Source organism: Brevibacterium sp. CS2 (genome assembly GCF_005280295.1).
GTDB classification, from domain to species: domain Bacteria; phylum Actinomycetota; class Actinomycetes; order Actinomycetales; family Brevibacteriaceae; genus Brevibacterium; species Brevibacterium pityocampae.
The window spans coordinates 1848120-1864681 of sequence record NZ_CP040020.1; the positions used below are offsets into that span (position 1 = coordinate 1848120).

Genomic DNA, 16562 nt, shown 5'->3' on the forward strand with positions numbered 1-16562 from the left:
GTGGTGCGGGCGGGGCCCGGCGGCGTCTCAGGTCATGTCGACTCCTGCCGCTTGCGGCGCACCATGTCGACGAACACGGCGATGAGGATGACGACGCCGACGACGACCTTCTGCCACTCCTGCGGGATCGACATGATCTGCAGGCCGTTGGTGAGCACGGACATGATGAGCGCGCCGATCACCGTGCCGATGATCGAGCCCTTGCCGCCCTGGAGCGAGGTCCCGCCGATGATCACCGCGGCGATCGCCTCGAGCTCGTAGCCCATGCCCTGGCCGGGCTGGGCCGAGGACAGGCGGGAGGCCATGATCACGCCGGCGAGCCCGGTGAAGCAGCCGGCCACGGTGTACACGATGACCTGCCAGCGGCGGACGTTGATGCCCGACAGGGCGGTCGCCTCGGCGTTGGAGCCGATCGAGAAGGTGTAGCGGCCGAACACCGTGCGGGACAGCAGCACCCAGGCGATGATCGCGGCGATGAACATGATGATCACCGCGTTCGGGATGACGAGACCGGGGATCGAGCGTCCCATCGCGACGTTGAAGAAGCCCGGCGTCTCGGTGAAGTAGATCGGCTTGGTGCCCGAGATCACGAGCGCGAGGCCCTGGGCGACCATCATCATCGCGAGCGTGGCGATGAACGGCGGGATGCCGAGGAAGGAGATCACCGAGCCGTTGACGAGCCCGATGAGCGCGCCGAACGCGATGCCGCCGAGCACCCCGACCCACAGCGGCAGCCCCCAGTAGGTGAGGAACACCCCGACCATGACCGAGCACAGCGTCATCCCGGTGCCGATCGACAGGTCGATGCCGCCGGTGATGATGACGAAGGTCGTGCCGAGCGCGAGGATGCCGATGACCGCGGTGGCGAGCAGGATGCCGGAGATGTTCGACACCGAGGCGAAGTCGGGGTTGGCGACGGTGAAGAAGATGAAGAGCACGATGAGGCTGACGAACGCGAGCATCTGCTGGAGCGAGCTGCGGAGCCGGCCGAGCAGGCCGGTGCCCTGCGGCGGCTCGCCGGGTGCGGCCGGACCCGCGGCCCGGGTCTCAGTGGTCGTGGTGCTCATGGCGAGGACCTCCTCGGTCACGGGTGTCGGTGGGCTGTGGGGTGTCGTGGACGATGGCCTGGGTGTGCGCGGTGGCGAGCTCCATGATCGATTCCTGGCTCGCCTCGGCGGCGTCGAGCGTGCCGGCGAGCCGGCCCTCGCTCATCACCGCGACGCGGTGGCACAGGCGCAGGATCTCCGGCAGCTCGGAGGAGATCACGATGATCGCCTTCCCCTGCTCGGCGAGCGACTGGAGGAGGGCGTAGATCTCCTCCTTCGCCCCGACGTCGATCCCGCGGGTGGGCTCGTCGAAGATCAGCACCCCGGAGTCGTGGAGCAGCCATTTGCCGATGACGACCTTCTGCTGGTTGCCGCCGGACAGGTTCTTCACCTGCTGGCCGATCGACGGGGTCTTGATCCGCAGCGTGTCGACCGCGGCGTGCGCCGCCTCCCGGATCGCCCCGGTGCGGACGAACCCGGCGGTGCTCAGCCGCGGCAGGCTGCTGAGCGCGATGTTGTCCGCCACACTGCGGTCGAGGAGCAGGCCGAGGTGCTTGCGGTCCTCGGACAGGTAGCCGATGCCGGCCGCCGCGGCCGCCGCGGGCGAGGCGATCCGCACCGGGGTGCCGTCGAGCCGGATCGTGCCCGAGGTGTGCGGGTCGGCGCCGATGACTGCGCGCGCCACCTCGGTCCGGCCGGCCCCCATGAGCCCGGCGAAGCCGAGGATCTCGCCGCGCCGCACGGAGAAGGACACCTCGCGCAGCAGCCGCTTCGTCGACAGCCCCTCGACCTCGAGGGCCGGGGGAGCGGCCGCGTCGATGTGCGCCGGGGCGGGCTCCTGGGCCGCGGTGATCTCGCGGCCGACCATCATCGCGATGACCGTGCGCAGCTCGGTGTCCGGGGTGTCGACGGTGCCGACGTACTGGCCGTCGCGGAGCACGGTGATCCGGTCGGTGATCCGCTTGAGCTCCTCCATCCGGTGGGAGATGTAGATGACCCCGGTGGTCGGCGACACGAAGCCGCGGATGATGTCGTGGAGGGCGGCGACCTCGGCGTCGTTGAGGGCGGCGGTCGGCTCGTCCATGATGAGGATGTCCGACTGCACGCTCAGCGCCTTGGCGATCTCGACCATCTGCTGCCCGGCGACGGTGAGGTCGCCCACCCGGGTGCGCGGGTCGAGGTCGACGCCCACCCGCTCGAGGAGGGCCGCGGCGCGCCGGTTGAGGGTCGCATCGGAGACGAACATCCCGAGGCTGCGGGGCTCGCGGCCGAGGAAGATGTTCTGCGCGACGCTGAGGTCGGAGGCCAGGTTGAACTCCTGGTGGATGATCGTCACGCCGAGCGTCTCCGCGGCCTTCGGGGTCAGGATCTCGACCTCGCGGCCGTTGATCGCGATCCGGCCGGCGTCCGGCGGGTGGATCCCGGAGAGGATCTTCATGAGCGTCGACTTCCCGGCGCCGTTCTCGCCGATGAGCCCGAGCACCTCCCCGCCGTGCAGGGTGAGCTCGACGTCGTCGAGCGCCCGGACGCCGGGGAAGGATTTCGAGATCCCCCGCAGCTCGAGCAGCGGGCTGTCGGTCGCGGTGGTGTCGGTGAGGGTCTGCGCGGTCATGCGGCGTCTCCTGACGGGCGGCGGACGGGACGGTAGAGCTCGAGCGCGGTGGCCCAGCGGATGCGGCGGCGCGCGGCCGCCGGCAGCGCGTCGAGGATCGCGTCGATCGTGGTGCGCACGGCCGGCGTGGTGCCGCCGGCCTCGGTCATCGGCCAGTCGGAGCCCGCCAGCAGCCGGCGGGCGCCGAACAGCTCGAGCGCGGTGCCGATCGCGGCCTGCGCGTGCGGCAGCGCGTCCTGCAGGCCGGAGATCTTCGCGTACACAGAGGGGTGGGCGGCGCACGCGGCGAGCTGCGCGGACCACTCCTCCCACTCCGGGGTGCCGGGGCCGCCGGCCGGGGGCTTGCCGAGGTGGTCGACGACGATCGGCAGGTCCGGCAGCGCGGCGGCGAGGTCCGCGACGTGCGGCAGGTGGCCGGGGTAGGCGTCGGGCACCTCGAACACGTACCCGGCGGCCGCGACGCGGGCGAGCGAGTCGCGGACGGCGGGCAGGGCGAGGAAGTCCGGGCGCGGGTCGTCGTGGACGAGGTGGCGCACCCCGAGGAGCAGCGGCTCCGCGCGCCACTGCGTGAGAGCGGCCGCGGCGGCCTCCGGGTCGTCGAGCGGGAGCCAGCCGACGACCCCGAGGATCCGGGTGTCCGCGCCGGCGGCGGCGAGCATCCGGGCGGTGTCGCCGGGGGTGTCGTCGGCCTGGACGAGGATCCCGGAGGCGCCGTCGTCGAGCACGGCGGCGGCGGCCTCGGCGAGGTCGTGGTGCCGGCGCAGCGCGGCCGGCGCGCCCGCGAGCCAGGCGTACCCCTCCGCGGGGTCCCAGATGTGGAGGTGCGCGTCGATCCGCAGCGCCGGTTCGGTAGGGATGAGACCGGCGGCGGCGAGGTCGTCCCAGAGCGCCTCGGGGACCGCGGCGGTCAGCCGTGCGAGGTTCTCCGTCACCTGCTCGGGCCGGGAGGCGCCGAGGATGATCCCGGGCACGAGCGGGTTGCGGGTGGGGAAGTGGAGCGCGGCGGTCGGCAGGTCGGTGCTGTGCGCGGTGCACCGCTGCGCGATGTGCCGGGCCCGCTCGATGACGGCCGGCGGGGCCTGGACGTAGTCGTAGTGGGCGTCGGCGGGGACCTCGGGGCGGGCGAGCAGCCCGGAGTTCATCACGCCGACGGGCACGACGAGGGTGCCCGTGCGCGCGCACTCCGGGAGCAGCGCGGCGGCCGCGGGCTGCTCGGCGAGCGTGTAGCGGCCGGCGATCATCACGAGGTCGAGCGCGCCGGTGGCGGCGAGCTCGGCGGCCGCCGCGGCGGAGTTCGTGCCCACGCCGATCGCGGCGACCCGCCCGGCGGCACGGAGCTCGGCGAGCGCGGGCACGCCGAGGTCGATGCCCGACTGCAGGTCGTAGACGTCGGGGTCGTGGAGGTAGAGGATGTCGACGTGGTCGAGGCCGAGCCGCTCGAGAGAGCTCTCGAGGCTCGCGCGAATCCCCTCCGGGCTCGGGTCCCAGCGGCGCACGTGGGTGGCCTCGACGGCGAACCCGTGGTCCATGTCGAGGGTGCCGGGCCGGTGATCCGGATCCGGCACGAGGAGCCGGCCGACCTTCGTCGAGACGATGAACTCCTCGCGCGGCTTGTCGGCGAGGAACCGGCCGAGCCGCCGCTCGGACAGGCCGAGGCCGTAGTGGGGCGCGGTGTCGAAGCTGCGGATCCCGGAGTCCCAGGCGGCCTGGAGGACGGCGTGGGCCTCCGCGTCGTCGAGCGGCCGGTGGAGGTTGCCGAGCCCGGCGCAGCCGAGTCCGGCACCGGCGAGGCGGCGGAGCACCGCGGCGCGGGGGAGGGCGGCGGCGCGGGGAGCGATCGGTCCGTGGGCACGGTGGCGGGGCCGGTCACGGGAGCCTCCACACGAGCGGCAGGCCGGAATCGTTCCCGGAGTAGTCGTCGGGCACCGCGAGGAGCTCGTCCATCCGCGCCTGCCACGCGATGTTCACCGGGTGCTCGGCGAGGGCGGCGCGCATCGCGGCGTAGTCGTCGACCTCGACGAGGTGGAAGAGGTGGGTGCCGTCGCGCCAGATCCGCCAACCGCGGACCCCGGCGGCGCGCAGCGCGGCGTCGAGCTCGGCGGGGATCTCCGCGTGGATCCGCTCGTAGTCGAGCTCGCGGCCGGGCCGGAGCTCGGTGTGGAGGGCGATGGTCTCAGGCATGGACGGCCTCGCTCCTCCCGGTGTCGGCCGCGGGGTCGGTGTCCGCCGCCGCGCCGGCGTCCGGAGCAGCCCCGGCGTCCGGAGCAGCTCCGGAGTCCGCCCCGGTGCTCCATTCGGCGCCGTCGGGGTAGGCGTAGCGGGCGAGCGAGGCGGCGTGCATCTCCGTGCCCGCGCCGGGCAGGCGGGGCACCCGGTAGTGGCCGTCGCGGACGTCGATCGGCTCGATGAAGTGCTCGTGGAGGTGGTCGACGAACTCGATCGAGCGGCGCTCCCGGGTGCCGGAGACAGCGACGAAGTCGAACATCGACAGGTGCTGGACGGCCTCGCACAGGCCGACGCCGCCGGCGTGCGGGCACACCCGGACGCCGAAATTCGCGGCGAGGAGGAGGATCGCGATGTTCTCGTTCACCCCGCCCACCCGGGTCGCGTCGAGCTGCAGCACCTCCATCGACCCGGCCTGGAGCATCTGCTTGAACATCACCCGGTTGTGGACGTGCTCGCCGGTGGCCACGGGGATCGGGGCGATCCCCCGGGCGATCGCGGCGTGGGCGAGGATGTCGTCGGGGCTCGTCGGCTCCTCGACCCAGGCGATCGACTCGTCCTCCATCGCCGTCACCCAGGCGATCGCCTCGGCGACGTCCCAGCGCTGGTTCGCGTCGATCGCGATCTCCACGGAGTCCCCGACCGCCTGCCGGGCGAGCGCGAAGCGGCGCCGGTCGTCGTCGAGGTCGGCCCCGACCTTGAGCTTGATCTGGGTGAAGCCGTCCGCCGCGGCCTGCTGGGCGAGCGCGACGAGCTTCGCGTCGCTGTAGCCGAGCCAGCCCGGCGTCGTCGTGTAGGCCGGGTAGCCGGTGGCCTCGAGCTCGGCGATGCGGGCGGCGCGCCCGGGCTCCGCGGCGCGGAGGATGTCGAGCGCCTCGTCCCGGGTGAGCGCGTCGGTGAGGTAGCGGAAGTCGACGACGTCGACGATCTCCTCCGGCGTCAGCTCCGCGAGCAGGCGCCACAGCGGCAGGCCGGCGCGCTTGGCCCGCAGGTCCCACAGCGCGTTGAGCACGGCGCCGGCGGCCATGTGCATGACGCCCTTCTCCGGGCCGAGCCAGCGCAGCTGCGAGTCGTGGACGAGGAGCCGCCAGGCACGGCCGAGGTCGGCGAGGAAGTCCTCGGCGTCGAGCCCGACGACGTGGTCGGCCAGCGTCGCGATCGCGGTGGTCATGACCTCGTTGCCGCGGCCGATCGTGAAGGCGAAGCCGTGTCCGCTCAGGCCGTCGGCGGCGTCGGTGCGCAGCTCGACGTACGCCGCAGAGTAGTCGGGATCGGGATTCATCGCGTCGGAGCCGTCGAGCATCCGGGAGGTGGGGAACCGGACGTCGTGGACCCGGAGTTCGGTGATGACTGACACCTGGAGGCCCTCCTTCTTCGTCGAATGGTATGGGCTGGATCACATGTTCACACGAAACCTACATATCCGATAGGATCATTGTCAATCATGTAGGGTTGGTGTCATCGGCCGCGACGAGGCGGTCGAACTGGTATTCATGGAGGACCCGGATTCCGCCGGGCGCTCTGCGACGGAGGCGACATGACAGGCCGCATCGATGTGCTCGAGCAGATCCGGACGCTCATCGTGAGCAATGCGATCGCGCCCGGGGAGCGGGTGAACATCGACCAGCTCTCGCGCCGGCTCGGCGTGTCGCAGACCCCGGTGCGCGAGGCGCTCCAGCACCTCGAGGGGGACCGGCTCGTCGTCCGCGACAAGAACCGCGGCTACACGACGACCGCGCTGCTCGACGAGCGGGGGCTGGCGAACATGTTCGAGGTGCGCCTCCTCATCGAGCCGTGGACCGCCTCGACCGTGGCGGTCGACCGGGTGGGGAACCCGGGGCGGCGGATGGCCGACGAGATCGAGGCCTACCTCGCCGCGCAGGCCGACGCGCAGAACCCGCGCGCCGAGCTCGTCGCCCACGACGTCCGGTTCCATGAGATCATGCTCGCCGCGGTGGACAACCCCTTCCTCCTCGACGCCTACCGCAGCCTCCACGCCCACCTCCACGTGTTCCGCCTCTACCCGCAGGACTTCGACGGCACCGCGACCGTCGGGGAGCACGTCGCGATCGCCACCGCGATCGCCGAATGCCGCCCGCGCGACGCCGCGGACGCGATGCGAGCACACCTCGGCAGCGCGCTCGAGCGCTTCCGCTCCGGGATGTCAGGCACCGCCGGCGCCGCAGGCAGGGGCCGGGCTCGGGTTCACCACCTCGGTGCTCGGGGCCGTCGCGCCCGCCGCCGGCTGGGCTGAAGCCGCGCGAGCCCCGCTCCACCGCCTCCCGACCTCCACCGCCTCCCCGACCACCGCCCATCACCGACCCCCACCCCGACCATCACCACCCACAGTCAGGAGTACCCATGAAGCTCATGCGAGTCGGCCCGCTCGGGTCGGAGACACCGCTGCTCGGCATCGCCCGCCCCGACGGCGGCGACGACTGGTTCGACGCCTCGTCCGTCACCGCGACCTACGACCGGCGCTTCTTCGCCGAGGACGGCCTCGCCCGGGTCGCCGCCGCGCACGCCGTCGGCAGCCTGCCCGCGGCCGAGGTCACCCCGGGCATGCGGATCGGCGCGCCCGTCGTCGATCCCCAGGCGCTGCTGTGCATCGGGATGAACTACGCCGCGCACGCCGCGGAGTCCGGCGCCGAGCCGCCCGCCCAGCCGGTGCTGTTCTTCAAGACCCCGAACACCATCGCCGGCCCGGACGACACCGCCCGGATCCCGCGCCGGTCGACGACGACGGACTGGGAGGTCGAGCTCGGGATCGTCATCGGACAGCGGTGCTCCTACCTCGGCGACCGGAAGGAGGCGGCCGCCGCGATCGCCGGCTACGTGCTCGCCGACGACCTGTCCGAGCGGAACTTCCAGATGCACGAGTCCGGCGGACAGTGGTCGAAGGGCAAGTGCGCGCCCGGCTTCTCCCCGCTCGGCCCGTGGTTCGTCAGCGCGGACGCGCTCGACCCGTCCGACCTCACGATCCGCAGCTGGGTCAACGGCGAGATCCGGCAGGACTCGAACACGCGGGACATGATCTTCGGCGCCGACGAGATCGTCCACCACCTCTCGCAGTACCTCGTGCTCGAGCCCGGCGACGTCATCCTCACCGGCACCCCGGAGGGCGTGGCCCTGTCGGGACGCTTCGACTACCTCCGTGCCGGGGACGTCGTCGAGGTCGAGATCGCCGGGCTCGGCCGCCAGCGCCACGAGTTCGTCGACGCCTGAGCGCCGCCCGCCGAACCCCCGGTGCGCGGCGCCCGCCGCCCACCGGACCGAAGAACCAGGAGAACACCATGCACGCATCCATGACAGGGCTCTCGGCGATCGTCACCGGCGGCGCCTCGGGCATCGGTGCCGCCGCCGCCCACGCGCTCGCCGAGCGCGGAGCCGCGGTCGCCGTCCTCGACCTCCGGCCCGAGGCGGCGGACCCCGCCTTCACCGGCATCGCCTGCGACGTCGGCGACGATGCCTCCGTGCGCCGTGCCGTCGCCGAGGCCGCCGAGCGGCTCGGCGGGATCGACGTCGTCGTCAACAACGCCGGGATCGGCGCGCAGGGGACCATCGAGGACAACTCGGACGAGGAGTGGCGCCGCGTCCTCGACATCAACGTCCTCGGCATCGTGCGGGTGACGCGGGCCGCGCTGGGGCACCTGCGGGCCTCGGACCGTGCCGCGGTCGTCAACACCTGCTCGATCGCGGCCACCGCCGGGCTCCCGCAGCGGGCGCTCTACAGCGCGAGCAAGGGTGCGGTGGCCTCGCTCACGCTTGCGATGGCCGCCGACCACCTGCGCGAGGGGATCCGCGTCAACTGCGTCAACCCCGGCACCGCGGACACCCCCTGGGTGGGCCGGCTCCTCGACTCCGCGCCGGACCCGGCGGCGGAACGGGCCGCGCTCGCCGCCCGGCAGCCGCACGGGCGGCTCGTCACCCCGGCCGAGGTCGGGGAGGCCATCGCCTACCTCGCCTCCCCGCTCGCCGGTTCGACCACGGGCGTCGCGCTCGCCGTCGACGGCGGGATGCAGGGACTGCGGCTGCGCCCGGAGTGAGCGCGGCGCCCGGAGCGGGATCGGACCCGCCCGGGCGCCACGGTGCCGCTGGCCGAACCGGTGTGCCGGTCCGGTCAGAGGCGCTGGCCGAAGGGAAGCGCGCCCACCCGCGCGCGGAAGGCCTCGGTCGAGCGCGCCGAGCGCTGCATCCGCAGCGCGTACTCGTGGCGGGTGCGGCCGATGATCGCGGCGAGGAACTCCTCGGGGTGCGTGCCCGGGGGAGGAGCCGGCGCGATGAACGGGTTGACCTCCTCGGCGAGCTCGATCGCCCGGTCGAGCCGGGAGGCGGGCGTGCGCTGCTCGGCGGTGACGAGGAACTGCACCATCCGGTAGTGGAGCCCCGCCGGGATCGGTGAGACGTCCGCGCGCGAGATCCACGGCACCAGGTGCTGCGGGACGGCGATCCGTGCGAAGCGCGGCATCCCGGCCCGCTCGTTCACCGCCAGCGTGCCCGCCAGATAGTCCCCGATCCGCTTGCTCTGCGGGGACAGCAGGCCGACGAGCGCGGCCAGGCCTCCGCCGGTGGCGAACACCTCGAACTGCCACAGCAGGGCGCGGATGAAGGCGTGCCGGAAGGTGATCGCCCCGCCGTCCTCGCGCACGATCCGCAGCCCGCAGATGAGCCTGCCGAGCGAGCGGCCGCGGGTGAGCGCCTCGACCGTGCACGGGATGAGGACGAGGGTGAGCACGGTGAGGAGCAGGGTGAGCGTCCGGCCGAGGAGCGAATCGACGATCGTGCTCCAGTCGATCACCCAGGCGGCGCTGAACATGATCGCGGAGTAGGCGATGCCGTAGACGACGAAGTCGATCGCGCACGACACGGCGCGCGCCCCGAGCGAGGCCGCGCGCACGTCGAGGGCGACCGCCTCACCGGTGACGAGTGTGCTCACGGGAACTATCGTGGCACAGACGGTGCCGACTATGCTGTCCACCATGGATCCGGCTCTGCTCGCCGAGCTCCACGGACCGGCCTGGGCCCGGCTGTCGACGCTCGCCTCCCGCAACACGCTCGACGCGCGCGAGGCCGAGGAGTTCCTCGCCCTCTACCGCTCCGCCTCGAAGGACCTGTCGCGGATCCAGACCGTGGCACCGGACTCCGAGGTGTCGATCCGGCTGTCGAGCATCGTCCACCGCTCGCGCATGCAGCTCACCGGGGTGCCGCTGGGCCTGCGCGGCTCGCTCGTCCAGTTCTGGGTCGTGTCCCTGCCCGCCGCGCTCTACTCCCTGCGCTGGATGTTCCTCGGGGTGTTCGCCTTCTTCGTCGGGATCAGCGTCCTCACCACCGTGTGGGCCTACAACGACCCGGCGGTGCTCGAGGGCTTCGGCGATTCGGAGATGCGTCGACAGCTCGCGGAGGAGGACTTCGTCGACTACTACTTCGAGCACCCGAGCGGCTTCTTCACCGTCGGGGTGTGGGCGAACAACGCGTGGATCGCGGTGCAGTGGGTGGCGCTCGGGATCCTCGGCTTCCCGATCGTGTTCGGCCTCATCCTCAACGCCTTCAACGTCGGGCTGTCCGGGGCGATCATGTTCGAGTTCGGCCATGGGGCGGAGTTCTTCCGCTACATCCTGCCCCACGGGATCCCGGAGATCACGTGCATCCTCATCGCCGCGGCGGCCGGCCTGCAGATCTTCCTCGCCTGGGTCGTGCCCGGTCCGCGGACCCGACGCGCCGCGCTCGCCCGAGCCGCCCGCTCCCTCATCACCGTCGCGCTCGGACTCGTCGTGCTCCTCTTCCTGTCCGGCATCATCGAGGGCTTCGTCACCCCCTCGAGCCTGCCCGACGTCATCCGGATCGGGATCGGCGCGCTCTACACCGTGGGCATCGTCGTCTATGCGATCGTGCTCGGCCGGCCGGCGCTGCGCGCCGGCGACTCCGGTGACCTCTCGGCCGACCGCGCCGGCTACGAGGTCGTCGCCGTCGACTGAGGACGGCCGCGCCGATTCCGCGCGCCGCGCCGCGATCAGACCGCGCTGCGATCGAGACTGGGCTGCGGTCGAGAGTGCAGAGAACGGCGGATCCGCTCCCAGGAACCTTCGGAGATCGAGTGCTCAGAGGCGGCCGGTGGCCTTGAGGGAGATGTAGAGATCGGCGAGCGCCGGGGCGAGCTCCTCCGGGGGCTCGTGGACGGAGTGGATGCCCGCCTCCCGCAGCGAGCCGATGACCGAGCGCACCTCGAGGAGCTCCCGCTCGGCCGCCGCCGCCCGGTAGGCCAGGGCCGGGGTGTGCACGCGGGCGGCCATCGACTCGAGCTCGGGGTCCGCGACCGAGGCGATCGCCACGGAGTGCCGGGCGCGCAGCACGGGCAGCGCCGGCAGGATGTCCTCGGCGACCGTCGTCGGGTCGAGCGCGGTGACGAGGACGACGAGCGAGTGCGGGGATGCCGCCCGCATGACGGCCGAGGTGATCGCATCCCAGTCCGCGTCGAGGAGCTCGGGGTCGACGTCGGTGAGCTCGTTCGACAGCCGGCCCATCGGATCGCGCCCGGTGATCGGTCCGATCCGGGCGCGGACCCGGGCATCGGCGACGAGGAGGTCGACCCGGTCGCCGCCGCCGGCGGCGAGCGCGGCGAGCAGCTGGCCGGCCTCGAGCGCGGCATCGAACACCGTGCCGGTGCCGCAGCGGCGCGCCGCGAGGCGCGACGAGTCGAGGACGATGACGACCCGCCGGTCGCGCTCGGGCCGCCAGGTGCGGACCATGAGCTCGCGGGCGCGCGCGGTGGCCCGCCAGTCGATCGAGCGTACGTCGTCGCCGCGGACGTACTCGCGCAGCGAGTCGAACTCGGTGCCGAGACCGCGGATCATCACCGCGGTGCGCCCGTCGAGCTCGCGCAGCCGGGCGAGCTTCGAGGGCAGGTGGCGGCGGGACAGGAACGGCGGCATGACGCGGATGCGCGCGGGCACGTCGATGCTCGTCTGCCGCCCGAGGACGCCGAGCGGGGACAGCGAGCGCAGGGTGAGGCGGTCGGCCGGGAGTACCCCGCGGCGGGTCGGGGTGAGCGTGAGCTCGCGTTCGAAGGACTCCCCGGCGCGCAGCCGGGCGCGGAAGCGGACGTCCGCGGCGCCGGCGCTCGGGGTCCACGCGTCGCGGACCCGGAGGCGGAGCGTGCGCCGGCCCTCGTTGTGCAGCGTGAGGGTGGCGTGCGTGTCCTCGCCGAGGCGCACCCGGCGGCCGGGCGTGCGCTGCGCGGACACCCGGCGCGGCCGCGGGGTGAGGAGCCAGTCGAGGAGTGCGATGAACGCGGCCGCGGCGAGCGCGAGCCCGGCGGTGTCCCAGCCGGGCACGAGCAGCACCGGGATCGCCGCGAGCGCGACGAGGAGGACGAAGCGCCAGGTGGGGACCATCAGCGCGGGGCTCGGGTGGTGTCGATGATCGAGGTGAGCACCTGGTCGATGCCGATCCCGTCCATCTGCGCCTCGGGCCGCAGCAGGACGCGGTGGCGGAAGGTCATCGGGACGAGCAGCTTGACATCGTCGGGGGTGACGTAGCCCCGCCCGGACAGCCAGGCGCGCGCCTGCGACGCGGCGAGCAGCTGGGTGGCGCCGCGCGGGGACACCCCGAGCGCGAGCGAGGGCGCGATCCGGGTCGCCTGCACGATGTCGACGAGGTACTCGAGCACCTCAGGGGCGACGTGGATCCCGCCGGCCCGCTCGGCGGCCTCGAGCAGGGTCGGGATGTCGGCGACCGGGCCCACCCCGGCCTCGGCGAGGTCGTGGGAGTCGAAGCCGTGCGCGTGCCGGCGCAGGATCTCGAGCTCGGTGTCGCGACCGGGCAGCTCGAGGACGAGCTTGAACAGGAAGCGGTCGAGCTGCGCCTCGGGCAGCGGATAGGTGCCCTCGTACTCGATGGGGTTCTGGGTCGCGGCGACGAGGAACGGACTCGGCAGGGTGCGGGTGGTGCCGTCGACGGACACCTGGCGCTCCTCCATCGCCTCGAGCAGGGCGGACTGGGTCTTGGGCGGGGTGCGGTTGATCTCGTCGGCGATGAGGAGATGGGTGAACACCGGCCCCTCCCGGAACTCGAAGTCCCCGGAGCGCGTGTCGTAGATCATCGAGCCGGTGACGTCGCCGGGCATGAGGTCGGGGGTGAACTGCACGCGGGTGGAGGCCATGTCGAGCGCCTGCGCGATCGTGCGCACGAGCAGCGTCTTGGCCACCCCGGGCACTCCCTCGAGGAGCACGTGCCCCCGGCACAGGAGCGCGAGCAGGATCCCGTCGACCGCGGGCTCCTGGCCGACCACGGCCTTGCCGACCTCGCTGCGGACCGCCTCGAGCCGGGCGCGCAGCGCGTGGTCGCGGTCGTCGAGCCGGTGCTGCTCGGCGAGCCGGGCTTCCAGGGTCGGTGGGGCGTACGCGGCGTGGCCCTGCTCCGCCGCGGGAGGCGCCCCCGGCCCCGGGGCGGGGTGGTGCCCCGGCCCGGACGCGGCGTGCGGCCCCGGCCCGGCGTGCGGTGCGCCCCCCGGATGCGTGTCGGGGTGCGGGCGGAACCGGTCGTCGGGCTGGTTCGGCGGCTGCGGGGGGATGTGGCTCATAGGGGTGAGACCTCGCTCTCCAGGGTTGCGATGGCGGTGGCGATGGCGGTGAGCTCGGCGTCGCTGCTCGGGGCGGGTCCGGCGAGGAGCCGGTTCACCTCGGTGGGGTCGCGAGCGGTGCGGGCGGCGACGGCGGCGCAGATCTCCGGGGTGCGGGAGTGCGGCGGCAGCGACAGGCGGGAGGCCAGGCGGAGCAGCGCGGCGGTGCGCAGGGTGTGCAGTGCGGAGTCGCGCGCTCCGGCGCGCTGGAGGATGCCGGCGCGGCCGAGGACGGTCTCCACCGGCGGCACGACGACCGGCAGGCGCTCGACGGCGAGCGGTCCGAAGCGGCGGCCGCGCCACAGCATCGCCGCGATCCCGAGCGGGATCAGCCACAGCAGGGCGACCCAGAACCAGGCGGGCACGAGGTCGAACGACGGGCCGAGCAGCTCGTCGTCCGGGCCGGCGCCGAAAGCCTCGTCGTTCGGATCGGCGGAGTAGTAGACGAGGGAGTCCCGCTCGCCGAGCGCGCCGAGGGCCAGGGCGGCGTTGCCCGAGTCGGCGAGGTGCGCGTTGTTCAGCCAGGCCCGGGAGCCGAGCACGGTCACGGTGGTGCCGTCGAGCTCCTCCCGGGTCACCGCGCCGTAGCCGGCCTGGTCCCATGGTTGGTGGTAGCACACCGTGACCTCGGAGTCCTGGGCGCCGAGCGCGGCGTACCGCTCGGGCGAGTCCCTCACGGTGCCGGCGCGCTGCGCGGTCTCCCACGTGCAGTCGGGGGCGAGCGGAGCGCTGCCGCCGGGCCCGGCGGCGGTCTGGTACGCCTGCTGGACGCCGGGGGACCAGTCGGTGACCTCCGTCCCGGGCTCGACGACGACGAGCGGGGCCCCGGCACCCACCGCCGTGGAGCGCAGACGCTGCCGGTGCTCGGCGGCGAGGGCGGAGTCGGGGTCGAACACGAGCAGCGTGGCGTCGGAGTCCGCGGCGCGCTGCGCGGCCTCGTCGTAGGACTCGGTGGTGCTCACCTCGATGCCCCGGGCGCGGAGCACCTCGATCACGGCCCGCCCGCCCGCGGGCGCGGACGACTCCCAGTGGAGCGGCCGGGTCTCCTCCGTGCCGGTCTGCGACAGGAACCCGACGATCGCGGCGAGGAGGACGACGAGGGCGGCGATCACCCACACGGTCGAGGAGCGGGCCCCGCTGCGCACCCGCTGCCAGGTCCCGGGTCCGCCGGCGCGAGCAGTGCCGCGCACCGCGACGTCGAGGCCGGCGCTCATGCGCGCACCCCGGCGGTCAGTCGGCGGTCGAGCTCACGGACCCGCTCGTAGTCGGCCTCCGCGGCGGCCTCCGTGCCGAAGGTGATGTCGTCGAAGGTGCGGCCGACCCGGTGGAGCGCGCCCGCCTCGGCGGGACGGGCCGCGGCGGCGGCCGTCGTGAGCTCCGAGGCGGTGCTCGCCGTCGTCACCTCGATGACCTCGGCCCGCCCCAGGCCCACGAGGAGGGCGCGGGTGGCGTCCTGCACCGCCGGGGTCCAGTCCCCGGCGGCGGCCGCGGCCCGTGCGCGTGCCCGCAGCTCCTCGGGGTCGACATCGGGCACGAGCACGGCGAGCGGCCGGTAGGGGTCGCTCAGGCTGCCGCCGGAGCCGCGCCGCACCCGCCACACGACGAGCACTGCGAGGGCGGCGACGACGAGCACGACGAGCACGATGAGCCAGACGGAGCGGATGTCGGCGACCGGTGCCGTGAGCTCGGAGAAGAAGTCGGAGATCGCGGCTCCCAGCCGCTGCAGGAGGGTGAGGTCGGCCTCCTGGTACTCCTGCTTCGACAGCTCCTCCTCGGCCCAGCGCTGTGCGGAGTCGCGGTCCGGGGTGAGCGGCGCGGCCCAGGCGCTCACGCCTCGGCCTCCGCCTGGCGCAGGAGCACGAGGTCGTAGCCCTCGGCGCGCATGAGCCGGTCGAAGAAGACGACGGACACGAGCCCGGCGAGGTAGGCGAAGAGGACCGCGGTGGCCGCGATCGTCAGCGCGCCGACGACGACGGCGACGACGGCGAGCGCGGAGAGGAGCATCACGGTGCCGCCGGTGCCGCTCGAGATCCCGATGATGACGGCGAGGATCGTCAGGACGTAGGCGATGACGACGAGCGGGGTGATGATGATCGAGACGAGCTGGTTCGAGAGGTACCAGCCGAGCAGGAGCTGGCCGAGGGTGCGCCAGAACCCGCTCCCGGTGAGTCGCCACGAGCGGACGAACGCCTGCCGGATCGTGCGGCGCTCGTGCGCGACCGTGCAGCCGACGAACGCCGTGCGCAGCGCGAAGTAGAGGGTGAAGGCGCACCAGCCGAGCAGCCCCAGGCCGGTGAGCACGAGCGAGGCGGTGCTCTGCCCGAGCCCGGCGACGACGAGCGCCGGGAGGAGGAGCACGGCGAGCGCGAGGAGATGGGCGAGGCCGAGCAGCCCGGTGACGAGCACGAGGCGCAGGCGCACCCCGCGCAGCGCCAGCCAGCCCGCGCGCAGGGTCATGCGGCGGGAGTCGAAGGCGGCCCGCGCCGCGACGGCGCCGACCCCGGCGAGCAGGTGGACGAGGGAGAGCGAGGAGATCGAGAGCGCGAAGGCCCCGAACTGGGCGACGATCGAGAAGCCGGCGGCGGCATCGGGGTCGGAGAACACCTCGGAGAGGAACCCGGTGCCCGCCCACGCGAGGCCGGAGATCACGACGCCGATGAGCAGCGTCCACAGGGTGAAGACGATCGCGGAGAGCCCGACGGTGAGCGCCGGGGCGAAGCGGATGAGCCGGAAGCCGCCGTCGAGCCCCTCGAAGAAGCGCAGCGGACGCCGGGACAGCACTCCGGGCCGCGGCGGCGGCCGCCACTCGACCCGCGGCGCTCCCGGGGCGGCGGCCACGAGGGTCCCGCTGCGCCAGTCCATGCGCGCGGCCCAGGCGGCACTCGGCGGTTCGGCCACGGTGCTCACCTCCTCGGACGCGTCCGGCCGGTGCCCGTCGGTATCGACGGTCCGGTTCCCCGCGCCATTATTCCCAAGCCGGGGTGCGGATACCAACACCGGCCCGGCTCGGCCCCGGCCGCAGGGCGGGCTGCGAGGCCGTCGGCGCCGGGGTGCGGGAGGCCCG

General features: G+C 73.5%; 15 protein-coding genes. 4 read left to right on the top strand and 11 right to left on the bottom strand.

What is annotated here, in order from left to right:
• Positions 1 to 32: 32 nt before the first annotated feature.
• From FDF13_RS08180 to FDF13_RS08200, 5 genes are all read right to left on the bottom strand, one after another.
• Positions 33 to 1067 carry an ABC transporter permease gene (locus tag FDF13_RS08180; RefSeq protein WP_175406916.1) on the bottom strand — a complete coding sequence of 345 codons (1035 nt, stop codon included), beginning with the start codon at positions 1065 to 1067 and terminating at the stop codon, positions 33 to 35.
• Entirely contained in the window at positions 1048 to 2658 is a 1611-nt protein-coding gene (locus FDF13_RS08185) for a sugar ABC transporter ATP-binding protein (protein WP_137319208.1), read from the bottom strand. Before FDF13_RS08185 ends, FDF13_RS08180 begins: the two co-directional genes overlap by 20 nt.
• Entirely contained in the window at positions 2655 to 4460 is a 1806-nt protein-coding gene (locus FDF13_RS15590) for an aldo/keto reductase (protein ID WP_137319209.1), read from the bottom strand. Before FDF13_RS15590 ends, FDF13_RS08185 begins: the two co-directional genes overlap by 4 nt.
• A gap of 64 nt (positions 4461 to 4524) precedes the next feature.
• A complete protein-coding gene (locus FDF13_RS08195) occupies positions 4525 to 4839 on the bottom strand; it encodes an L-rhamnose mutarotase (RefSeq protein ID WP_137319210.1) in 315 nt (104 codons plus the stop codon).
• A complete protein-coding gene (locus tag FDF13_RS08200) occupies positions 4832 to 6238 on the bottom strand; it encodes an enolase C-terminal domain-like protein (RefSeq protein ID WP_217494836.1) in 1407 nt (468 codons plus the stop codon). Before FDF13_RS08200 ends, FDF13_RS08195 begins: the two co-directional genes overlap by 8 nt.
• A 180-nt stretch (positions 6239 to 6418) precedes the next feature.
• Here FDF13_RS08200 and FDF13_RS08205 point away from each other — a divergent pair, with 180 nt between their 5' ends.
• The 3 genes from FDF13_RS08205 to FDF13_RS08215 all read left to right on the top strand — a co-directional run bounded on the left by FDF13_RS08205 (position 6419) and on the right by FDF13_RS08215 (position 8927).
• A complete protein-coding gene (locus FDF13_RS08205; RefSeq protein WP_137319211.1) occupies positions 6419 to 7135 on the top strand; it encodes a GntR family transcriptional regulator in 717 nt (238 codons plus the stop codon).
• 107 nt (positions 7136 to 7242) lie between these two features.
• The gene (locus FDF13_RS08210) at positions 7243 to 8106 is read left to right on the top strand and encodes a fumarylacetoacetate hydrolase family protein (RefSeq protein ID WP_137319212.1); all 864 of its coding nucleotides are present in this window, start codon (positions 7243 to 7245) and stop codon (positions 8104 to 8106) included.
• Between the two features lie 68 nt (positions 8107 to 8174).
• Complete coding sequence (locus FDF13_RS08215) at positions 8175 to 8927, top strand: SDR family NAD(P)-dependent oxidoreductase (protein WP_217494837.1); 753 nt, start codon at positions 8175 to 8177, stop codon at positions 8925 to 8927.
• 74 nt (positions 8928 to 9001) lie between these two features.
• Here the strand turns inward: FDF13_RS08215 and FDF13_RS08220 are convergent, their stop codons facing one another.
• Positions 9002 to 9817: an RDD family protein gene (locus FDF13_RS08220; RefSeq protein ID WP_254668744.1), complete on the bottom strand. Its 816-nt coding sequence runs from the start codon at positions 9815 to 9817 to the stop codon at positions 9002 to 9004.
• Positions 9818 to 9860: 43 nt separating this feature from the next.
• Between FDF13_RS08220 and FDF13_RS08225 the strand changes: the two genes are divergently transcribed.
• On the top strand, positions 9861 to 10856 hold the full coding sequence (locus tag FDF13_RS08225) for a stage II sporulation protein M (protein WP_137319214.1): 996 nt from the start codon (positions 9861 to 9863) through the stop codon (positions 10854 to 10856).
• 123 nt (positions 10857 to 10979) lie between these two features.
• Here FDF13_RS08225 and FDF13_RS08230 read toward each other — a convergent pair whose 3' ends face one another.
• The 5 genes from FDF13_RS08230 to FDF13_RS08250 are packed head-to-tail and all read right to left on the bottom strand — an operon-like array spanning position 10980 to position 16396.
• A complete protein-coding gene (locus tag FDF13_RS08230) occupies positions 10980 to 12272 on the bottom strand; it encodes a DUF58 domain-containing protein (RefSeq protein ID WP_137319215.1) in 1293 nt (430 codons plus the stop codon).
• On the bottom strand, positions 12272 to 13459 hold the full coding sequence (locus tag FDF13_RS08235; RefSeq protein WP_137319216.1) for a MoxR family ATPase: 1188 nt from the start codon (positions 13457 to 13459) through the stop codon (positions 12272 to 12274). Before FDF13_RS08235 ends, FDF13_RS08230 begins: the two co-directional genes overlap by 1 nt.
• The gene (locus FDF13_RS08240) at positions 13456 to 14712 is read right to left on the bottom strand and encodes a DUF4350 domain-containing protein (RefSeq protein WP_137319217.1); all 1257 of its coding nucleotides are present in this window, start codon (positions 14710 to 14712) and stop codon (positions 13456 to 13458) included. Before FDF13_RS08240 ends, FDF13_RS08235 begins: the two co-directional genes overlap by 4 nt.
• The gene (locus tag FDF13_RS08245; protein WP_137319218.1) at positions 14709 to 15329 is read right to left on the bottom strand and encodes a DUF4129 domain-containing protein; all 621 of its coding nucleotides are present in this window, start codon (positions 15327 to 15329) and stop codon (positions 14709 to 14711) included. Before FDF13_RS08245 ends, FDF13_RS08240 begins: the two co-directional genes overlap by 4 nt.
• Positions 15326 to 16396 carry a hypothetical protein gene (locus FDF13_RS08250; RefSeq protein ID WP_137319219.1) on the bottom strand — a complete coding sequence of 357 codons (1071 nt, stop codon included), beginning with the start codon at positions 16394 to 16396 and terminating at the stop codon, positions 15326 to 15328. Before FDF13_RS08250 ends, FDF13_RS08245 begins: the two co-directional genes overlap by 4 nt.
• Between the last annotated feature and the right edge of the window lie 166 nt (positions 16397 to 16562).

Coding starts and splice junctions, on each gene's coding strand:
- FDF13_RS08180 (WP_175406916.1), bottom strand. CDS start 1,067: ATGAGCACCACGACCACTGAGACCCGGGCCGCGGGTCCGGCCGCACCC.
- FDF13_RS08185 (WP_137319208.1), bottom strand. CDS start 2,658: ATGACCGCGCAGACCCTCACCGACACCACCGCGACCGACAGCCCGCTG.
- FDF13_RS08195 (WP_137319210.1), bottom strand. CDS start 4,839: ATGCCTGAGACCATCGCCCTCCACACCGAGCTCCGGCCCGGCCGCGAG.
- FDF13_RS08205 (WP_137319211.1), top strand. CDS start 6,419: ATGACAGGCCGCATCGATGTGCTCGAGCAGATCCGGACGCTCATCGTG.
- FDF13_RS08210 (WP_137319212.1), top strand. CDS start 7,243: ATGAAGCTCATGCGAGTCGGCCCGCTCGGGTCGGAGACACCGCTGCTC.
- FDF13_RS08215 (WP_217494837.1), top strand. CDS start 8,175: ATGCACGCATCCATGACAGGGCTCTCGGCGATCGTCACCGGCGGCGCC.
- FDF13_RS08225 (WP_137319214.1), top strand. CDS start 9,861: ATGGATCCGGCTCTGCTCGCCGAGCTCCACGGACCGGCCTGGGCCCGG.
- FDF13_RS08230 (WP_137319215.1), bottom strand. CDS start 12,272: ATGGTCCCCACCTGGCGCTTCGTCCTCCTCGTCGCGCTCGCGGCGATC.
- FDF13_RS08235 (WP_137319216.1), bottom strand. CDS start 13,459: ATGAGCCACATCCCCCCGCAGCCGCCGAACCAGCCCGACGACCGGTTC.
- FDF13_RS08240 (WP_137319217.1), bottom strand. CDS start 14,712: ATGAGCGCCGGCCTCGACGTCGCGGTGCGCGGCACTGCTCGCGCCGGC.